We start from the raw sequence: 19,322 nt of genomic DNA, 5'->3' as shown, positions 1-19,322 counted from the left end.
GACAGACTTTGTCAGCCCTGTCGCCATCTCGAACAACTTGAGGCCACCTCTGGATTGCGCCATCATATCGGCCCGGCTGATGGCCGGCCGAATTGGACAGTCAACTTCAAGGACCCCCCATGTTTGAACACGTCGATGCCTATGCTGGCGACCCCATACTGACGCTAGTCGAGACCTTCCATAAAGATACCCGCGAGCAGAAGGTGAACCTGGGGATTGGCCTCTATTACGACGAGCAGGGCCGCATTCCGCTGCTGCCGTCGGTGCAGCAGGCCGAAGCGCAGCGCGCCGCCGCCCCGGCCCCGCGCCCCTACCAGCCGATGGAAGGCGCCGCCAACTACCGCACTGCGGTGCAGCACCTGCTGTTTGGCGCCGAGCACGAAGCGGTCAAGGCGGGTCGCATCGCCACCATCCAGACCATCGGCGGCTCCGGCGCCCTGAAGATCGGTGCCGATCTGCTCAAGCGCTACTTCCCGACCTCCGAGGTGTGGGTCAGCAATCCCACCTGGGACAACCACAAGGCGATGTTCGAGGGGGCCGGCATCAAGGTGCACGACTACCCCTATTACGATGCGGCCACCGGCGGCGTGCAGTTCGACGCCATGATCGACTGCCTGAGCAGCCTGCCTGCGAAAAGCATCGTGCTGCTGCACCCCTGCTGCCACAACCCGACCGGGGTGGATCTCTCCCGTGCCCAGTGGGACCAGGTGATCGCCTTGGTGGTCGAGAAGAACCTGATCCCCTTCATGGACATCGCCTATCAGGGCTTCGGTGACGGGCTGGAAGAGGATGCCTATGCCATCCGCGCCATGGTGGCCGCCGGTGTCAGCTTCTTCGTCAGCAACTCCTTCTCCAAGAACCTCTCCTTCTACGGCGAGCGCTGCGGCGGCCTGTCGGTCATCTGCCAGGATGCCGAAGAGGCAAGCCGGGTGCTCGGCCAGATGAAGGCCACCGTGCGCCGCAACTACTCCAGCCCCCCCACCCACGGCGGTCAGATCACCGCGGCGGTGATGAGCCAGCCCGAACTGCACGCCATGTGGGTCGGTGAGGTGACCGAGATGCGCACCCGCATCAAGGCCATGCGCCAGAAGCTGTTCGAGGTGCTGAGTGCCAAAGTGCCGGGCCGCGATTTTGGCTACTTCATCAACCAGCGCGGCATGTTCAGCTACACCGGCTTCACGCCGGAGCAAGTGGACCGCCTGCGGGAAGAGTTCGCCGTCTATCTGGTGCGCTCCGGCCGCATGTGCGTGGCGGGCCTCAACAGCCGCAACGTCGACTACGTGGCCGACGCCATGGCCGCTGTGCTCAAGGGCTAAGCCCGCAAGCCCCGCTCAGGCGGGGCTTTTCGTTTGTCCCCTTGCCCGTGGAACCGTGATGGATCTCATTGCCCTCTCCCGCCTCGGCGGTCGCCACCTGGTGACCCTGCATCTGCTGCTCGACACCCGCAGTGTCACCCGCAGCGCCGAGCGCCTCTGCACCACCCCCTCCACCGTCAGCAAGACCCTCAACCAGTTGCGCGAACTGCTGGGGGATCAACTGCTCTACCGCCAGGGCAATCAGTTGCTGCTGACCCCGTTTGCCGAACGCCTCGGCCCGACGCTGCGCCGCCTGCTGGGAGAGCTCAACGGCCTCACCAGCCAGGAAGGATTTGCCCCTGCCAACTGGCAGGGGGAGCTGAACCTGGCGATGCGGGAGAGCAGCATGATCTGGCCCATGGGGGCCGTACTGGGTCAGTTGCTGCAGGAGGTGCCGGGGCTGATGCCCGTCGTGCGTAACAAGGACGAGCAGGGACTGGCTGCTCTGGCGGCGGGCAAGCTCGACTTCGTGATCCTGCCCCACGATCAGAGCCAGCCCGGGGTCAATCAGCCCGGCCTCGTCTGGGAAACCTTGCGGGAGGATGAGCTGGTCTGCCTGATGCGCGCGGATCATCCGGCGTTGACGCATCCCTGGGATCTCGATGCCTACCTGAGCTGGCGCCACATCGCCATTCGCGATCAGGAGCTGGCCGATCCCTTCTTCGAGCAGAGTCTGGCCCAGCGCCAGGTACGGCGCAGACTGGGGGCCACCCTGCCGGATTTTGGCAGCGCCGCCGCCCTGCTGCGCCAGAGCGATCTCATTCTCACGGCCGTGAAGGGCTGGGCTACCCGGGCTTGTACCCAGGGGATGGTGAGCCGCCCTGTCCCCTTCGATTACGGCGCCGTGACCCACAGCCTGGTGTGGTATGGCCCCCTGGGGGAAGATCCCGCCCTGCGCTGGTTCCGTCAGCGCATCCTGCAACTGGCCCGGGAGCTGGACGCCCCAAAATGATGCCTGGCCGCAGGAATTAGGGCTTCTTGGTATAGATGGGGCCTGGGAAAGAGGTGACGTTGTTGCCCAGCTCGGTGATGCGGGCGGCCCCCTGCTTGCGCACCTGATCGACCCGCAGCACGTGGTGCATGGGAATAAGGGTGCGGGTGACGTCGGCAAATTCGCTCTTCAGCTTCTCGTGGCTGGGGTCGACGATAAGCGCCGTGTGGTTGTCCCACACGAAGTGGGCGATCTCGATGAACCCGAACAGCTGGCCCTGATTCACCTCTCTTACATAGACTTCGTAACGCTCGCTGTGACAAATGAACTGCACTCGATAAAGGGCGTTGGATTCACTCATGGGTATCTGTTGGTGATGGACGGTTTGCCCATTCTAGCCGTCCCCTCGGACAGCCCCTATAGACAGAGTTCACAGTTGCGTCATATCGGGTCACAGCATCCCTACGTGCCGCAGAGCTCAGATCGCAGGCAGCATCACCGACCCAAACCCCTTGGCCTTCAATGCGTTGGCAAGCACTGTCAGATCAGCCGTCCCGGCTTCTGGCCATGACAGCGCCTCCCCTCGCACCCCGTGGTGGCGAAAACTGTTGAGGCGGATGGGCACGGGCCCCAGCGACAGCAAAAAGGTCGTCAACGCCTCCTCCAGCGCGCCAGTGGCATCGAGAAAATCGCTCCGCCCCGGCACCATCAGCAGCCGCACCTCCGCCAGCTTGCCCGCCTGCGCCAGCAGTTGCAGCGATACCAGCACCCGCTCGCGGCCCCGCCCGGTCAGGGCCAGATGCACGGGCTCGTGCCACCCCTTGAGGTCTATCATGGCGCCGTCCAGCACCGGCAACAGCCGCTGCCAACCCGTTTCACCCAGGGATCCGTTGCTGTCGAGCAGGCAGGTGAGACGGGCCAGATCCGGCGCAGCCTTGATGGCCGTGAACAGGGCGATCACGAAGGGCAACTGGGTGGTCGCCTCCCCGCCGGAGACGGTGATGCCGGTGAGCAGCGGGCCATAACGGCGCAGCAGGGCCAGCACCTCGGCCACCGACATCTGGCGCGTCTTGGGGCTGGCGTGGCGAGGGCAGACATCGAGGCAACGGTCGCAGTGGGTACAGAGCTCGGCTTGCCAGCTCACCCGCCCCTCCTGCATCGCCAGGGCTCCGCCCGGGCAACCGGGCACGCAGTCACCGCAGTGAACGCACAACCCCATGGTGTGGGGGTTGTGGCAGCCGGGGCAGCGGAAGTTGCACCCTTGCAGAAACAAGACCAGCCGATTGCCCGGCCCGTCTACGCAGGAGAAGGGCAGCCAGCGGCTCACCGTCGCCCTGAGCTCGACCCCCTTCTGCCTGCCGTTCTCAGTGCTCATTCAAGAGGGTCTCGATGGCCACCACCCGCGGTGCCCGCTGGCGAATAGCGGTCACATCACTCGCCTCGGCACCAAGACAGGTGGTCTGCAACCGCGAGCCCCCCTCTGCGAAGCGGGCCACGTCGCTCTTGCGGATCATGTAGCCGGTCACCCGAACCAGATCGCTGTCGGCCACGTTGGCGGTGAACTCGCGCATGCCGATGGCGAGCGCTCCCTTGCAGAGCTGCAGCAGCGCCTGCGGATTCTGGCGGATGGTGGGCTCCAGAGTCAGGATCTCGCTGATCCCCGAGTGGTAGTAGCCGTGGTGCGGCGCCAGCGCCAGCACATGACTGGCCGGATCCGGCTCCTGCCCGTAGGGAATGCGTACCCCCGGGGTCACCGCCACATCGATGCTGAGGCCGCCCTGTGAGTGCAGCAGAGCGTGCCCACCCCAGGCATGGGCCTGCGGCGTCGCAGTAACATATTTCGAAAGCTGGGCCGAGATGCGATAGCCAAGCTGGTTCGCCTCTTCGTCGTGACCGTAGCGGCCAGGCAGATTCTCTTTATCCATCAAGATGTTGACCGCTTCCGCCATGCCGTAGATGCCGAACATGGGGACGAAGCGCTCCTCATCCAGCAGTCCCTCCTTGACCAGGAAGCTGTCGAAGAAACCGGACTCCTCGTGCAGGAAAGCGGCGCGCACCGCGATCAGCTGGGACGTGAGACGGCAGTAGTGGGGCAGCAGACAGCCGAGGAAATCATCGATCCCCTGTGCCTGCTCGGCGACTCGCTTGAGGGAGATGCGCACCAGGGTGTTGGCGCCACCGGCCTGCGGCAGGGCGTTGTAGCAGCTGACGATGCCAAACCCATGCTGGTCGAAGGTATCGCGATGGACCGGGTAGTTGGCGATATGCGGCTTGCTGCACTCGGCGATATTCTTCACCGCCAGCAGCAGCAGATCGTCGGGAGTCTGCTCCGGATCGTGAAAGAAAGTGAGGTTGGGGGCCACCTGCTTGAGCTCGTTGTCGATGCGCAGGATCAGACGGCAGATCCGGTTGTCGTCGGGACCAATGTTGACGTGCATGAAGGCATCCGGCAGCACCCGGTCCAGATAGATCCAGAACCCTTTCAGCTTGCGGTAGAGAGTCTCGTCATCCAGCTCGCCGACAAAGGGGAGCAGCAGCTGATCGAGCCGTCCCAGCCAGACCGGCATGCCGGTGACGGAGGGCACGTGATGGTAGAGGGTGCGCAGGGCATCGAGGGCCTCGTCGAAGTCCAGGGGTGGCGCCAGCTCCAGCCAGGCCGAGCCCTGGCGCAGAAACCGCTCGTAATCCGGCAGCACATAGCGCGGTTTGTGGGGAGCGTGTCCCTCGAACATGTCGCACAGCACCCCTTGTGCCATGGCATCCTGCACGGCGGCAGGCAACTCGGGGTAAGGCAACGCGTTTTCGGCGGCGAGCGCCAGGGCGTGGCTCTTCTGGGCCGGTGACAGCAGGGGGTCGCGCACGATGCGCTGGCAGGTTTCGGTGAAGGACATGGTTCACTCCGTGGCGGGTGGAACCAAAATCCTCACACTTGAGAGGCCTTTTTTGAAGTGACATTCCCAACAGGGCGGATATCCCATCAAGACATCCGCCATGCAGGATCACGGCACATCCTTCACCAGGGCCAGAACAGGGCCACGCCCCCCAGCCAGCGCAGCAGGAAGAAGCCCCCCATGCCGACGACCACCACCACCAGGGTAGGCAGGCGCAGCAGGGTCAACACCGTCACCAGCAGGGTGGCGGCCAGGTAGTCCGGATCCCAGTCCAGCCCGCGGCCGGGCTCATAGCTGAAGACGATGGGCAGCCAGATGGCGGTCAGCACCGACTGGGCCGAGAAGCTGAGGAAAGCCCCCATTTCGGCCCCCGGCTGATAGCGGGTCAACCGCGAGAAGAAGGCAAAACGGTTGAAGAAAGTGATCAGAGCCAGCAGCCCTATCATCAGCCAGCCCATGATCACCTCCTCATCCGGTGCAGCACATAGCCCACCACCATGCCGGCCAGGGCCGAGACGATGATGTGGATCTCCGCCAGCAGCGGCTTGGTGACGAGCGCCGTCCCGCCGCTCACCAGGGTGGCCGCCACCATGGGCAGGTTCTTCATGGCGGGGAGCGTCATGGCGATAAAGGTGGCGGCGATGGCAAAATCCAGCCCCATCTTGTCCAGCCCGTCAATGTACTGGCCGGCGGCGATGCCGAGCAGGGTCGCCAGGTTCCAGAACAGATAGAAGACAAAGCCCGCGATGAGCGCATAGGCGGGATTGAAGGCGCCGCTGCGCTCCCTGTCTTTCAGCGCCACCGCAAACATCTCGTCGGTCAGGAAGAAGGCGAGACTGGCCCGCCAGCGCAGGGAGAGCGGCAGCACGTCGCGCCGGAAGGTGAAGCCATAGAGCAGATGCTGGGAGGTGATCACCATGGTGGAGCCCATGATGGGCAGCAGCGGCGTCCCCGCCCCGAACAAGGTGGTGGCCGAGAGCTGGGCCGCCCCCGCATAGACCAGCAGCGACATCAGCTGTGCCTGGAGCGGGCTCATACCCGCCTGAAGCGCCAGGGCGCCACACAGTATTCCCCAGGGGATGACGGAAATGGAGAGCGGGAGCATATCCAGAGTGGCGCGCCACCAGAGCGCCCCCGTGCGCTCGGGCACAGGGGGGCGGGTTTCCGACATCATGGGATCATCCTTGTCACAGCCAATGCGAACCGGGAAAACTAGCACGGCGCAGGAGGCAGTGTCACGTCATGGTCTGCGACAAATGCAACGCCCGCATGAAAGCGGGCGTTGGCAGGCGGGATCAGGGCTCGATGATGATGGGAGTGCCGGGCTCGATGGCGTTCCAGATCTCGTCCATCTCGTGGTTCAGCACCGCAATGCAGCCATTGGTCCAGTTGGACGGCTGCACCCTGCGATCCCCCAGACTGTTGCGCTGGCCGTGGATCATGATCATGCCGCCCGGGTTCACACCCAGCTCGTTGGCGCGCTTGATGTCGTCCAGATTCGGGTAGTTGATGTGAATGGCCTTGTAGAAACCGGAGTTGCTCTTCTTGTAGTCCAGGGTATAGCGACCTTCCGGGGTACGCTGATCCCCCTCACGCTGCTTGTGTCCTTTGGGAGCCGGGCCCAGGGCAATCCAGTAGCGCTTCACTTCCTTGCCATCCTTCATCAGGGTCAGGCTGTAACTCGACTTCTTCACCACCACCATATCGGCGGACAGAGTGGCAAAACTCAATGCGGGCCACAGCCCCAGCAAACACAGCAATACGGCTCTCACTATCCATCCCTCTGCGAGCCTTCTGGGCTCTCTTGTTAGCAAATCATCTGAATGTCGCCACTCTCTGGTGGCGAGCGAGCGCCATGATATGGGATCGCCGTGAATACTCAATATATCGGGAGAAACATATCTGTGGCCAGCAGGGGGAAATGGCCGTCAACCCGCCATGCAGAGGCCCTGCCAAGGGCTGGGCGTCGTCTCTTGCCTGCTACCGGGCACCTCAGCGCAGGTCGTCAAGGCCAGGAAGATGGCGCTGGAAGAAAAACCAGCGGGCAGCGCCGCCAGGGACACTTGAGCCTGTCCACCCGCCAATCCCCGGCTGGCACCATGGGGTCAGGCCATCTCAACGCACAAGAAAAGAGCCCCTGATGGGGCTCTTTTGACGGTGCAACACCGGGCTCAGGCCTCGGTCACTGGTTCGGCGGTCTCAAGGCGCCGGATCCAGGCCTCGAACTCTGCCAGCATGCGCGCCTCGGACTCGCTGTTGTCGGCGATAAGCTCGGCCCCGTGCACCACCCGGATATGGGCGTCGAGGGGCGTCCCCTCCCCTGCCGGTGGGCGCTGCCGCGCCGCCGCCATGCACGTCTGTGCCTGTTGCCACGCCTCGGCGGCACTCCGGTTGCACGCCTCTGCCAGCGGCACCGCACTGAAACCCTCGCCGGTGAGGCTCTGCAGTGTCTCGTCATGGGTCATGCCGTTGCCCGGTCCCCAGTAGTGGGCGGCCAGATCCGGTCCGATGCGCGGGTTGTCGGTGAGGTAGCCGTCGCGTTTCAAGAAGTAGGCGCGGGTCTGCTCCACCGCCATCAGCGCCAGCAGATAGCCGTGATAGGCGCAGGCCGACTCCTGGTTCAGAAGGTGCGGGATGGCCAGCAGCGGGCGCGGGCTCTCCACCCCCAGGATCTTGCGCTCCCACTTGCGGGCCAGGGCCAGCACGGCGGCCGGGGTGCGCTCGCTCTCTGCCATGGCGTAGAGATCCCGCTCGAAGTAGGCCACCAGCGCAATCTGGCGCTCGTTGAAGGCGCGAAATGGCTGGCGCGCTTCAATCATGGCCTGGATAAGCGCATCGGGGATGGGTTCTCCCGCCGCGTTTCTGGCATAGCGCTTGAGCCAGTCCGCATCGTCCAGCAGGCTGTCGCAGAACATGGACTGGGTCTCGGCATAGGCCATGGAGGTGGGCGGAAACTCCTGGGAGAAGCAGGGGGCGTTGCCGGTGACGTTGGCAAAGTGCGCCGCGTGGCCGCCCTCATGGAACAAGGTGTTGAGCCCGCTCCAGCCGCTGCCCACCTGGGCCGGATTGGCCAGGCTGGTGAAATTGACCACCGCCGGCACCCACTCCCCTTCCTGCCAGAAGCTCGGCACCGGGCCATGACAGAAGCCGTTCTCGTATTTTCCCTCCCGGGTCAGCAGATCCAGGGTGAGGGTGGCACCGCGATACTGGATGCCGAGCCGGCGGAAGCTCTCGACCCAATCCTTCAGCGCCCGGGAGAAGGGCACGTAAGGGTCGAGCTGGCGGGTCACGTCGCCGCTCACGCTGTAGCGCAGGTTCTGGGGCAGCAGGGCTGCGTCCCCCTTGGCCGCTTTCAGCTCCGCCAGACTCTGGTGCAAGCGGGCATCGGTACGGGCGATGAAGTCGTCGAGAATGGCAAACAGCTGCTCCGGGCTCATCTGCTCGTTCTTGTGCACCTTGTAATCGAAGTAGTCGCGATAACCCATGGCACGGGCGAAGCGGTTGCGCAGCGCGACGATGTCAAGATAGCCGTTGTCGACCACCCACTGCTCCAGGGTGTGGAACATGGCGAGCGCGCTCTGGCGCACCGCCTCGTCGCTGCTGGCGGCCAGCGCCGTGCTGGCAGCGGGCAGGCTGCCGGGGACCTGGCGGCCCTGCTCATCCAGCAAGGTGAGCTTCAGCCCCTTGCGACGGGCGAAGAGATCCGCCTCGGCGGCCACCAGCTCGTCCATCAGGGCGGAGGCAGCGGGATCTTCGATGACGTTGCACTCGAAGAAGGCGATCCAGCCCCCCAGGCCGCGCCTGAGATCCGCCTCTTCGGCCTGGGCATGCATCTCCCGCAGCACGGGCAGGCGGGCAGGATCGGCACAGAACGCCTTGTAGGCCTGTTCGGCCGCGGTGAAGCCTGCCTGATCGTCGCTGGTGCCCATGTAGGTGGACCAGAACAGGTCCTCCTTGCGTCTGTGCACCTGCAGGTAATCGGCATTGAGCTGGTTGAGATAATTCCTGGCAATGGAACTCATAACTTCCCTCTTGTTATGGGGCAACCACGGGGGCGCCCACTCCTTTTTGGTGAAATGCCAACCCATTCACACTTCTTGCAAATGGAGCAGACAAATTGTGCGCCGGGATGCGCGCCATCACGCTATCAAAAGCGAGGGTTTCTGTCTGCTGGCTATACTGGTTGTCAAACTGCTCAATTGGCTGTTTTTCATCGCAACCCATTGAAAGTTAATGGAATGTTAAAAACAACAATAATCAGGTCCGGCCGCTAGAACGGCCACAATCAGACCCGCATGGGAAAGTAAGGATAAGACTATGTTCAAGCTCGGTGATATTGCCGTGAGTCGCAAACTGATGCTGCTGCTCTCACTGGCCCTGGTCGGCTTCATCGCACTGCTGCTCATCTCGGCCAGTGCCCTGCACCGCAATCTGATGAGTGAACGGGAAGCCAGGCTGCAGGCGGTGCTGGACCTGGCCATGAGCCGGATCCAGGCCCTGGCCGCCACCCTCCCCCCGGAGCAGGCCAAGGCACAGGCCAAGGCCATGCTCGACAGCATGCGCTTTGACGGGGACAACTACCTGTTCGTGCTGGATGAAGATCGTCGGGTGGTGGTGCATCCCGCCAAACCCGAGCTGGTCGGCCAGCAGATGGGCAACAACCCTGCCGAGTCCCACTGGCAGCACATGGTGGATCTCGGCAAGGGCGGCCACCAGGGCAGGCTGGAGTATCAGTGGGTCTCCCCGTCCGGCGAGGCGGCCCAGAAGATGTCGCTGGTGACGGGCTACCAGCCCTGGGGCTGGATCCTGGGCTCCGGTGTGTTGTTGCAGGACATTGAGGCCACCATGTGGTCCCAATATGAGTGGATGGGTGGCGCCACCTTGCTGGTGATCCTGTTGATGGGGCTGCTGGGACTCGCCATCAGCCGCTCCATCGTCAATCCCCTGGCCGAGATCAACAAGGCCATGGCCCGGGTCGCAGCTGGCGATCTGGTGGTCAGCATCCCGGTGCTGGGCAGAGATGAGCTCGGCGCCGTCGCCAGCTCCACCAACCAGGGGCTGGATGCCATCCGCCGCGCCCTGCTGGAGGTAAGCCAGGGGGCCCGCAACGTGGCGGATGCCGCCCTGCGCATCGCAGCCTCCGCCGAACAGACCAACCAGGCGGTCAACAGTCAGCGGGATCAGCTCGCCCAGCTCGCCACCGCCATGAACGAGATGAGCGCCACCATCGCCGACGTGGCGGGTCACGCCGAGAATACGGCCCGCGACACCCAGGATGCCACCAGCGAGGCCGGGCTCGGCAACCAGGATGTCCATGCCAGCGTGCACGGCATCCAGGCGCTGGCCACCGAGGTGGATCAGGCCACCTCGCAGGTCAACCAGCTCAAGGAGGGAGTGATGCAGATAAGCGAGGTGACGGCGGTCATCAGCGCCATCTCGGAGCAGACCAACCTGCTGGCCCTCAACGCCGCCATCGAGGCGGCCCGGGCCGGCGAGCAGGGTCGTGGCTTCGCCGTGGTGGCCGACGAGGTGCGCCAGCTGGCCAGTCGCACCCGCCACTCCACCGAGGAGATCCAGGGTACCATCACCCAGTTGCAGCAACGGGCTGTCACCGCCGCCAACGCCATGGACGCCAGCCGCAAGCTGGCGGAGAGCAGCGTCAACCAGTCCGAGAAGGCGGGGCAGGATCTCTCCCTCATCGTCAATCACATCCAGCACGTGAGTGACATGGCGACCCAGATCGCCACGGCGGCGGAGCAGCAGAGCATGGTGGCGGAAGACATGAACCGCAACGTCAGCGGCATCAACGACTCGGCACTAGAGATGTCCCAGGCGGCCTCCCAGTTGGCCCAGGAGAGCGAACTGCTGGCCGGTCTCTCCCGAAGCCTCGACGAGCGACTGGCGGTGTTCAAGCTGGACAACGCCCAAGCCCAGGACAGGATGATGCGACCGACCCAGGCGTCCTCTTCCCGAGCAGGCATGCAACCCCGCCACTGAGTGGCCCCGTGAGCCCCTGCCAGGCTTGCAGGGGCTCCTTACCTGTCATGGCCACTGGAGCCTCTCCCGGGCCACCCTCTCGCACTGAACCAGCGCGCAGATCCCGATGGAGTGATCTGCCGCTGATGCGCTGCTCCGATGAGATGGCACTGTCAATTTTTACACTTAATTTTTTAACAAAATATAGTCATGATGAGTGGTCGCCACAGGCGGCACCATGATCCTTTCTGTAGTCATTTGGCAAACTGGTTGAAAGGCCAGGACGCAAAGCCTCCGGTCTAAAGACAAGCTGTCCAGGATAGCGGGGTTGCAGCACCGTGTTTCGGGGAACTCCCCTGCCAACGTGACTGCCCACATCACCGAACAGAGGAATGTATGGCAGCAAATATCCGACTCACCCATCTCGCGGCAGCGCTGGCGCTGCTGGCCAGTGGCGGCGTGCTCGCTCACGGCTACATCAGCCAGCCCGAAGGGCGCAACTACCTGTGCAAGACAGGGGGCAACAGCCAGTGTGGCGCCATCCAGTGGGAACCCCAGAGCCTGGAAGCCCCCTCCGGCTTCCCCGATGGCGGCCCCGCCGACGGCCAGATAGCCTCGGCCGGTCACCCCCAATTCGGCGAGCTCAACACCCAAACCCTCGATCGCTGGACCAAACGTGAGGTGCAGGCCGGTCCCTTCGCCATCAGCTGGACCTTCACTGCCAACCACGTGACCCGCAACTGGCGCTACTACCTCACCAAGCAGGACTGGAACCCGAACCAGCCCCTCACCCGGGATGCGTTCGATCTCAATCCCTTCTGCGTCATCGAGGGCAACATGGTGCAGCCCCCCAAACAGGTGACCCATCAGTGCACCCTGCCCGCACGTACCGGTTATCAGGTCATTCTCGGGGTGTGGGAGGTAGGGGATACCGCCAACAGCTTCTACAACCTGATCGACGCCCGGTTCAAGGATGGCACCCAGCCCCCGCTGACCTGGAGCCAGGGAGGGACCATCTATCCCTCCATCGACCTGGTGGCGGGTGACAAAGCCAGAACCCGGGTGTTCGATGCCAATGGCGAGCGCACCGATCTCCAGACCGAGCTGACCATCGCCAGCGCCGGGCAGGGCCAGAAGAACAACTGGGCCCACGCCCTGGCGAGCAAGATCAACGCCGAGCAGAGCCAGATCCGTGCGGGCCAGCAAGGCACGGACGGCCAGTTCAACCCCGTCTATGGCCAGAACCCGGTCTACCTCAAGGCTGGCAGCAACCTGCAACGGGTCGAGATCCAGCTTGAGCAACAGCAGCCCCCGGTGGAGAACGGGATCAGCGTGAGCGGTCTGGCGAGCGACTACACGCTCGACAACGGCAAGCTCACCCTGACTTTCACCGTCACGGCCCAGGGGGATCTCGCCATCACCAACACCCTCTATGACCACGGCGGTGTCGCCAGGGGACAGAGCAGTGCCGACATCAAGGACGGCAGCCAGAGTTTCTCCATGGCGCTGACCGGCTTGAGTGCAGGCCACCATCAGCTGGTGATCGAGGGCAAACCCAAGGCCGGTGGTGACGCGGTGCAGCAGACCCTGGACCTCATGTTCAAGGATCCGGCAAGCGGGGGCGATTACCAGTTCACCTTCCCGGACGGCCTCAAGTCCTACACCGCCGGAACCCGGGTGCTGCAGCCGAAGAACGGCAAGGTCTATCAGTGCAAACCCTTCCCCTACAGCGGCTGGTGCAGCCAGTGGGCGAGCACGGCCACCCAGTATGAACCGGGCGTAGGCTCCCACTGGCAGGAGGCCTGGACAGCGCAGTGATGGGACGTCTCCGACCTGGCGAGAACCCGCTCGGCGTTTCCCGTGCCAGATCAGGTCAACATCAAACAAACGGGGAGCCCATGGCTCCCCGTTTTTCATCCACCCCTCGGTTCAAATCTGGTAATCGAGCAGGGGCTCGTTGCTCATGGCACGGGCCTGGATCTCCGCCAGCGCCAGCTCGGGGTTGCAGAGCTGGATGAACTGCCAGGCAAAGTTGTGCTGGAACTGCCCCTGCTTGAGGCCGATCCAGGCGGTGTGCGGCGCAAACAACCGACTGCCGTCCAGTTGCACCAGTCCCTTGTCCCGCTGGGAATCGAACGCCATGTCCGCCAGTATGCCCACCCCCATCTCCAACTCGACATAGGTCTTGATGACGTCGGAGTCCTGGGCGGTCAGCAGGATCTGCGGCACTATGCCCGCCTCGGCAAAGGCATCATCCACCCGTGCCCGACCGGTGAGGCCGGCCTGATAGGTGACGATGGGCCAGTGGGCCAGTGCGGCCAGGGTCAGCTCCCGCTCGGCGGTGAGGGGGTGCTGCTCCGGCACGACGATATTGTGGTGCCAGCGGTAGTAGGGAAAGGCCACCACCCCTTCGCTCTTGTCGAGCTGCTCGCTGCTGATGCCGATGTCCACCTCACCGGTCTGCACCAGCCGCACTATCTCCTCCGGGCTCCCCTGACGCAGCTCCAGCTGTACCAGGGGAAATTGCTCCCGAAACGCCTTCACTACCCTCGGCAGGGCATAACGGGCCTGGGTATGAGTGGTCGCGATGAGCAGCCGGCCCGAGTCGCGATTGGCAAAGGTGCTCGCCAGTTTGCGGATGTTGTCGGCATCCCCCAGGATACGCTCGGCGATCACCAGCAACTCCTTGCCCGGCTCGGTCATACCGAGCAGACGCTTGCCATAGCGAATGAAAAGGGCGAGCCCCAGCTCCTCCTCCAACTCGCGAATGTGGCGGCTGACCCCGGACTGGGAAGTAAAGAGGGCATTGGCCACGTCGGTCAGGTTGTAATCCCGTCGTGCCGCCTCCCGAATGATTCGCAATTGCTGAAAGTTCACCTCATCGCCTCCTGCGCTGAGTGGCGGTGGCTCGTGCCACCGTCCTCTTGTTATGGATTGCCGGGATCATGGCCCGGCAGCAAGCCTGACAGAGGGCCGCACCTCGCGGCTTGCCCTCAGATCTGGTAGTCGGGATAGAGCTGTGCCTGCCTGGCCACCAGGCGCACCCCCTGGCCGGGAGCAAAAGCGCGGGCGGCCTCCTTGCTCAGTTCGGCCTCGTAGTGGGCGCCTCCCGTCTCCCCATCGCCACGCAGTTCCACCCGGATGCGCGGCCCCATGGGCAGCAGGCGGGTAATGGTGGCGCGAATGCCACCGGGGGCATCCGAGGGCAGGATCTCCAGCTCGTGGGGGCGCACATAGGCAATGGCCGCACTCCCTTCTGCCAGATGGGAGGGGATGGGGCCACCCAGTTGCTGTTCACCGATGCCGAGCCCCTGCCCGGCCACCCTGCCACGAAACAGGTTCACGCTGCCAAGGAAGCTGTGCACGAAGGCACTGGCGGGCTGATCATACACTTCGGCAGGGGTGCCAATCTGCTCTACCTTGCCGGCGTTCATCAGCACCACCCGATCCGCCACCTCCAGGGCCTCTTCCTGATCGTGGGTCACAAACAGACTGGTGACATGCAGCTCGTCGTGAAGCTCACGCAGCCAGCGGCGCAGCTCCTTGCGCACCTGGGCATCGAGGGCGCCGAAAGGCTCGTCCAGCAGCAGCACCTTGGGCTGCACCGCCAGGGCCCGGGCCAGGGCGACCCGCTGGCGTTGACCACCGGAGAGCTGGGTCGGGTAGCGTGCCGCGACGTGGCTGAGCTGCACCAGATCCAGCAGCTCCTTGACCCGGGTGCGGATGGCCGCCTCGTCCGGGCGTTCGCTGCGCGGCTTGACCCTCAGGCCAAAGGCCACGTTCTCGAATACCGTCATGTGGCGAAACAGGGCGTAGTGCTGGAACACGAAGCCAACGTTGCGCTCGCGCACATGGAGATCCGAGGCATCCTCGCCGCGGATGATGACGCTGCCACTGTCCGCCTGCTCCAGCCCGGCGATGATCCGCAGCAAGGTGGTCTTGCCGCAGCCGGAGGGGCCGAGCAGGGCGACCAGCTCACCGTCGTGAAAATCGAGGTTGATGTCGGCCAGCGCCGCGTACTGATTGAAATGCTTGTTGAGCCCTTGAACCTGAATGCTCATGAATGCCTCTCCTATAACCGTTAATTCGGGATCAATGGGACTGGGTCGGTTGGCCGCGCAGCCTGGCCAGCAGGGTCTCACCCAGCAGGGTGAAGATCCCGAACAGCGCCAGCAGGCTGGCCACCGCGAAGGCGGCACCGGTCTGGTACTCGTTGTAAAGGATCTCGATGTGCAGCGGCAGCGTGTTGGTCTGGCCGCGAATGTGGCCGGAAACCACGGAGACAGCGCCAAACTCCCCCACCGCCCGGGCGGTACAGAGCAGCAGACCATACATCAGACTCCAGCGGATGCCGGGCAGGGTCACCCGCCAGAACATCTGCAACCCACTCGCCCCCAGCATGATGGCGGCCTCCTCTTCCTCCGGGCCCCGCGCCTCCATCTGGGGCAGCAGCTCGCGTACCACGAAGGGCACAGTGATGAAGGTGGTCGCCAGGATGATCCCCGGGGTAGCGAAAATGATCTTGATGTCGTGCTCGCTGAGCCACTCGCCAAACCAGCCGCGACTGCCGAACAGCAGCACGAACATCAAGCCCGCGATGACCGGCGAGACCGAGAACGGCAGATCGATGAGGGTGATAAGCAGTTGCCGGCCAGGGAAGCGGAACCGGGCGATGGCCCAGGCGGCGGCCAGCCCGAACAGCAGGTTCAGGGGCACCGAGCAGAGCGTCACCAGGGCGGTCAGCCCCAGGGCGCTCAGGGCATCCGGCTCGCTGATGGCGTGCCAGAAGAAGGCCAGACCCGGGCTCAGCGCCTGGATGAAAACGGTGGCCAGCGGCAACAGCAGCAAGGCGGCAAACCAGCCCAGACCGACGGTGACCAGCAGCCATTTAACCCAGACCGGTTCATGGGTCACCGGGGGATGACGCGCCGGGGTGGCCGGAGCGGACTCCTGGGCCTGATCGAGATGTGCAGTAGAGGCGTTCATATACGGCTTCCTCCGATGCGAGCCCAGCTCCAGGCTTGCAACTTGTTGATGAGCAACAGCAGCACAAAGGAAATGAGCAGCATGACGGACGCAATGGCCGATGCACCGGCGTAGTCATACTCCTCCAGGTGACTCATGATCATCAGGGGGGCAATCTCGGACACCATGGGGAGGTTGCCGGCAATGAAGATGACAGAGCCGTACTCCCCCACGCCGCGAGCAAACGCCAGGGCAAAACCGGTGAGCAGCGCAGGTACCAGGGTCGGCCACAGTACCCGGATGAAGGTCTGCCAGCGGTTGGCACCCAGGCTCGCGGCCGCCTCCTCTTGCTCGCTCTCCGCTTCCCGCAGCACCGGCTGCAGGGTACGCACCACAAAGGGCAGCCCGATAAAGGTCAGGGCAATGACCACCCCTATGGGGTTGTAGGCAAGCTCGATGCCCAGCAGAGCGACCCATTGGCCAATCCAGCCGTTGGGGGCAAAGATGGCGCACAGGGCGATGCCGGAGACGGCAGTCGGCATGGCAAAGGGCAGGTCGATCAGCGCATCCACCAGTCTGCGGCCGGGGAAGGTATAGCGCACCAGTACCCAGGCCAGTATCAGACCGAACAGACTGTTGAGCAGGGCGGCAATGAAGGCGGCGCCAAAGCTCAGGCGAAAGGAGGCGAGCACCCGGGGGGAGCCGATCACCTGCCAGAACTCGGCGGCGCTCAGGTTGTTCACCGCAAACAGCACCAGTGCCGAGAGCGGCAGCAGCACCAATATGCCCAGATAGAGCAGACTGAAGCCCAGCGTTGGCCCCAAGCCTGGCAGGACGGAATAAGAACTTAATCGCATAACACATCCGTTTGTTATAAATACTTTGGATGTGACGATTTTGCTCACGGCGGCCAGGGACAACAAACACCAATAATGCCTTTGCTAAGCACTTTTTTATCTAACAATGGTGGAACAAGGCTTTTAGAGCGATAAGCATAAAAAAAGGTCTTTTATATAAATAAAAGACCTAAAAGACGGAGCGGTAAAACCGGGAACATGCAAAGTCAGTCACGCTGGCCAAGTTGCCAGCCTGTCTGGAAATCGTGCCGAGACAATCCGAGGCGCCCTCATCGAAAACTGAGTGCAGCCTGCTTGCCCCACTCGGCAGGAGCAGGCTCCACCACCATTTCGGCACGGCGGTATAGGGTGCCGAGCAAAGCGAGCCCCTGGTGCCACTCCCCATGGCCGGACTGGGCATTGATATGGCCCACCTCCCCCGCATCGAACAAGGGCACCTGCCACTGCCGGCTCCAGAACTCTGCCCGCTCGAAACTCATCCAGGGGTCATTGCGGCTGGCGATCAACTGGGCAGAGACCTTGATGGACCCCGCCAACACCTCATCCGGGATACCGAAACGGGCAGGATCGGCAGGGGCAACGATGAAGATGGAAGAGACCTTGTCTGGTTGCAGTCTGGCGGCAGCGATGGCCGTCAGAGCGCCGAAGGAGTGGGCGACCAGGTGGACCCGGCTGCGCCGGCTCCTGAGCTTGCTCGCCAGCTTGGCGCTCCAGACCGTGAGATCCGGCTTGTCCCAGGGCAGACCCATCATTCTCTGCCACTGGGGAAATTGCTGGTGCCAGCGGCTCTGCCAGTGATCCGGCCCACTGTTGTGCAGACCGGGAACCAGAAGGACCTTGTTCATCGTGGTACTCCTATCTGTTGTTACAGGGGCCTGTGTCTCTTAGCGGCCCGGTTGGTAAATCTGGTCAAACGATCCGCCCTGGGCGAAGTGCTTCTTCTGTGCCTTGTCCCAATCTCCTTCCAGATCCTTGACAGTGAAGAGCGTCAGGTTGGGGAACTGGGCCGCAGTCTCCTTCAGGATCGCCGGATTGCTCGGACGATAGTGGTATTTGGCGATGATGCGCTGCCCTTCGTCGGAGTAGAGATACTCGAGGTAAGCCTTGGAGACGGCCTCGGTACCATGCTTCTTGGCTACCTTGTCCACCACGGCTACCGGCGGCTCGGCCAGGATGGAGACCGAGGGCACCACCAGTTCGAACTTGTCGCTGGTGCCCGGCTGATTGAGCACCAGCAACGCTTCATTTTCCCAGGCCAGCAACACATCCCCGAGCCCGCGTTCGATGAAGCTGGTGGTGGCGCCACGTGCCCCGGAGTCCAGCACCTTCACATTCTTGAACAGATCGCTGACAAACTGTTTGGCGCCCTCTTCAGTGCCGCTTTGCTTCATGGCATAGCCCCAGGCAGCCAGATAATTCCAGCGCGCCCCGCCGGAGGTCTTTGGGTTGGGGGTGATGATAGCGACATCCTTGCGCACCAGGTCGCCCCAATCCTTGATCTGCTTGGGATTCCCCTTGCGCACCAGGAAGACGATGGTGGAGGTATAGGGAGAGGCATTGTTGGCCAAACGCCCTTCCCAGTCGCTGGCGGTGAGACCTGCCTTGGCCACCGCATCCACGTCATAGGCCAGCGCCAGGGAGACCACATCAGCCTCCAGTCCGTCCACCACGGCACGAGCCTGTTTGCCTGAACCACCGTGTGACTGGCTCACCACCACATCGTCGCCGGTTTTGGCCTTCCACTCCTTGGCAAAGGCACTGTTGTACTCCTGGAACAGCTCCCGCGTCGGGTCATAGGAGACATTCAGCAGGCGCACCTCGGCGGCCTGGACCTGACCGAGAGCCAGCAGGGAGAGAACGGTGAGAGCGGTCATTCGCAGTTTCATGGTGATACTCCATATCGTTGGGTTGAGTACAGCATGCCCGCTTATGCATATTCCATGAAGAAAGAAAAAGCGCTTTGCTTATCTCTTATCCGCATATGAGCTCCCGATGGTCCTCTGGCACTCTCGGCCAGAGCGTATTCGCGTGCTTGCGATGCTCATCTCCAGACACGACAAAGCCCGGTCGATTGGCCGGGTTGGGAAAAGATGGAGGAACAAAGGCAAACCAGAGCGAAGGGTAAGCCCTGGGTAAAGGGACAATGCCAGACACGCAATCACCACAGGGGGGAAGAGGCGGGTTGTCCGTGACAAGTGGCAGACCCGTCGGTTGCCTCTTGTTCCCTGAGCTCTTATCCAGACGCCAGAAAACAAAAAGGCCTTCCCGTCAGGGAAGGCCTTTCAATTTAGTGGCGGAGCGGACGGGACTCGAACCCGCGACCCCCGGCGTGACAGGCCGGTATTCT

General features: G+C 63.2%; 17 protein-coding genes and 1 riboswitch. Of the genes, 4 read left to right on the top strand and 13 right to left on the bottom strand.

Going from position 1 to position 19,322, the window contains the following annotated elements; genetic code table 11:
- Positions 1 to 119 precede the first annotated feature (119 nt).
- Positions 120 to 1,316 (top strand): amino acid aminotransferase, encoded by a 1,197-nt coding sequence (locus AB5Y54_RS05290; RefSeq protein ID WP_109112889.1) that lies wholly within the window; start codon positions 120 to 122, stop codon positions 1,314 to 1,316.
- Positions 1,317 to 1,374: 58 nt separating this feature from the next.
- On the top strand, positions 1,375 to 2,307 hold the full coding sequence (locus tag AB5Y54_RS05285) for a LysR family transcriptional regulator (protein WP_201997284.1): 933 nt from the start codon (positions 1,375 to 1,377) through the stop codon (positions 2,305 to 2,307).
- Positions 2,308 to 2,323: 16 nt separating this feature from the next.
- On the opposite strand, the gene AB5Y54_RS05280 is transcribed toward AB5Y54_RS05285, so the two are convergent.
- The 7 genes from AB5Y54_RS05280 to AB5Y54_RS05250 all read right to left on the bottom strand — a co-directional run bounded on the left by AB5Y54_RS05280 (position 2,324) and on the right by AB5Y54_RS05250 (position 9,199).
- Positions 2,324 to 2,647, bottom strand: coding sequence for a DUF1820 family protein (locus AB5Y54_RS05280; RefSeq protein ID WP_010672837.1), 324 nt, complete (start codon positions 2,645 to 2,647; stop codon positions 2,324 to 2,326).
- A gap of 117 nt (positions 2,648 to 2,764) precedes the next feature.
- Positions 2,765 to 3,613, bottom strand: a complete 849-nt coding sequence (locus AB5Y54_RS05275) for a YjjW family glycine radical enzyme activase (protein WP_368153340.1) — start codon at positions 3,611 to 3,613, stop codon at positions 2,765 to 2,767.
- 37 nt (positions 3,614 to 3,650) lie between these two features.
- Positions 3,651 to 5,177, bottom strand: a complete 1,527-nt coding sequence (locus tag AB5Y54_RS05270) for a YjjI family glycine radical enzyme (RefSeq protein ID WP_368153336.1) — start codon at positions 5,175 to 5,177, stop codon at positions 3,651 to 3,653.
- Between the two features lie 122 nt (positions 5,178 to 5,299).
- Positions 5,300 to 5,635 (bottom strand): AzlD domain-containing protein, encoded by a 336-nt coding sequence (locus AB5Y54_RS05265; RefSeq protein ID WP_049635961.1) that lies wholly within the window; start codon positions 5,633 to 5,635, stop codon positions 5,300 to 5,302.
- A gap of 2 nt (positions 5,636 to 5,637) precedes the next feature.
- Complete coding sequence (locus AB5Y54_RS05260; RefSeq protein WP_069652431.1) at positions 5,638 to 6,351, bottom strand: AzlC family ABC transporter permease; 714 nt, start codon at positions 6,349 to 6,351, stop codon at positions 5,638 to 5,640.
- A gap of 121 nt (positions 6,352 to 6,472) precedes the next feature.
- Positions 6,473 to 6,949, bottom strand: a complete 477-nt coding sequence (locus AB5Y54_RS05255; RefSeq protein ID WP_029313677.1) for a murein L,D-transpeptidase family protein — start codon at positions 6,947 to 6,949, stop codon at positions 6,473 to 6,475.
- A 399-nt stretch (positions 6,950 to 7,348) separates the two neighbouring features.
- Positions 7,349 to 9,199 carry a M3 family metallopeptidase gene (locus AB5Y54_RS05250; protein WP_368153335.1) on the bottom strand — a complete coding sequence of 617 codons (1,851 nt, stop codon included), beginning with the start codon at positions 9,197 to 9,199 and terminating at the stop codon, positions 7,349 to 7,351.
- A 295-nt stretch (positions 9,200 to 9,494) separates the two neighbouring features.
- On the opposite strand from AB5Y54_RS05250, the gene AB5Y54_RS05245 reads away from it, so the two are divergent.
- Entirely contained in the window at positions 9,495 to 11,174 is a 1,680-nt protein-coding gene (locus tag AB5Y54_RS05245; RefSeq protein ID WP_323925028.1) for a methyl-accepting chemotaxis protein, read from the top strand.
- A 229-nt stretch (positions 11,175 to 11,403) separates the two neighbouring features.
- Positions 11,404 to 11,489, top strand: a riboswitch (cyclic di-GMP riboswitch).
- Between the two features lie 60 nt (positions 11,490 to 11,549).
- Positions 11,550 to 12,971 (top strand): N-acetylglucosamine-binding protein GbpA, encoded by a 1,422-nt coding sequence (gene gbpA / locus AB5Y54_RS05240; RefSeq protein WP_128273634.1) that lies wholly within the window; start codon positions 11,550 to 11,552, stop codon positions 12,969 to 12,971.
- Positions 12,972 to 13,082: 111 nt separating this feature from the next.
- Here gbpA and cbl read toward each other — a convergent pair whose 3' ends face one another.
- From cbl to AB5Y54_RS05210, 6 genes are all read right to left on the bottom strand, one after another.
- Positions 13,083 to 14,030 carry an HTH-type transcriptional regulator Cbl gene (gene cbl, locus AB5Y54_RS05235; RefSeq protein ID WP_010672828.1) on the bottom strand — a complete coding sequence of 316 codons (948 nt, stop codon included), beginning with the start codon at positions 14,028 to 14,030 and terminating at the stop codon, positions 13,083 to 13,085.
- Positions 14,031 to 14,146: 116 nt separating this feature from the next.
- Positions 14,147 to 15,214, bottom strand: coding sequence for a sulfate/molybdate ABC transporter ATP-binding protein (locus AB5Y54_RS05230; protein WP_010672827.1), 1,068 nt, complete (start codon positions 15,212 to 15,214; stop codon positions 14,147 to 14,149).
- Positions 15,215 to 15,245: 31 nt separating this feature from the next.
- A complete protein-coding gene (gene cysW / locus AB5Y54_RS05225) occupies positions 15,246 to 16,139 on the bottom strand; it encodes a sulfate ABC transporter permease subunit CysW (protein WP_010672826.1) in 894 nt (297 codons plus the stop codon).
- A complete protein-coding gene (gene cysT / locus AB5Y54_RS05220; protein ID WP_368153334.1) occupies positions 16,136 to 16,975 on the bottom strand; it encodes a sulfate ABC transporter permease subunit CysT in 840 nt (279 codons plus the stop codon). Before cysT ends, cysW begins: the two co-directional genes overlap by 4 nt.
- Before the next feature lie 269 nt (positions 16,976 to 17,244).
- A complete protein-coding gene (locus AB5Y54_RS05215; RefSeq protein WP_109112756.1) occupies positions 17,245 to 17,820 on the bottom strand; it encodes an alpha/beta hydrolase in 576 nt (191 codons plus the stop codon).
- Positions 17,821 to 17,859: 39 nt separating this feature from the next.
- On the bottom strand, positions 17,860 to 18,861 hold the full coding sequence (locus tag AB5Y54_RS05210) for a sulfate ABC transporter substrate-binding protein (protein ID WP_201985533.1): 1,002 nt from the start codon (positions 18,859 to 18,861) through the stop codon (positions 17,860 to 17,862).
- Positions 18,862 to 19,322: the final 461 nt, after the last annotated feature.

Origin of the sequence: Aeromonas sp. s9, assembly GCF_040907765.1 — a bacterium.
Classification (GTDB): Bacteria; Pseudomonadota; Gammaproteobacteria; order Enterobacterales; family Aeromonadaceae; genus Aeromonas; species Aeromonas caviae.
This window is presented reverse-complemented; position numbering and strand designations above follow the sequence as displayed.